The sequence below is a fragment of the Serratia sp. CY52157 genome, from assembly GCF_052168495.1.
GTDB lineage: Bacteria > Pseudomonadota > Gammaproteobacteria > Enterobacterales > Enterobacteriaceae > Serratia > Serratia ureilytica.
Map to the genome: position 1 here is coordinate 1 of NZ_JBJNMO010000022.1, position 509 is coordinate 509.

Annotated in this window: 1 protein-coding gene; it reads left to right on the top strand. The window is 56.4% G+C overall.

Translation table 11 applies throughout. The features are described 5' to 3' along the window. On the top strand, nucleotides 1–509 hold a 509-nt coding region (locus ACJ8IP_RS24245; RefSeq protein ID WP_239508495.1), incomplete at both ends, for a GTP-binding protein.

Below are 509 nucleotides of genomic sequence, written 5' to 3' on the forward strand. Positions count from 1 at the left end.
CTGGCTAAAACCTACGGCGGTTCTGCACGTGCTTTCGACCAGATCGATAACGCGCCAGAAGAAAAAGCTCGTGGTATCACCATCAACACCTCTCACGTTGAGTATGACACCCCGACTCGTCACTACGCGCACGTTGACTGCCCAGGGCACGCCGACTACGTGAAAAACATGATCACCGGTGCTGCTCAGATGGACGGCGCGATCCTGGTAGTTGCTGCGACTGACGGCCCAATGCCTCAGACCCGTGAGCACATCCTGCTGGGTCGTCAGGTTGGCGTTCCTTTCATCATCGTATTCATGAACAAATGCGACATGGTTGATGATGAAGAGCTGCTGGAACTGGTAGAAATGGAAGTTCGCGAACTGCTGTCCGCGTACGACTTCCCAGGCGACGACCTGCCAGTGATCCGCGGTTCCGCGCTGAAAGCGCTGGAAGGCGAAGCTGAGTGGGAAGCGAAAATCATCGAACTGGCCGAAGCCCTGGACAGCTACATCCCAGAGCCAGAGCG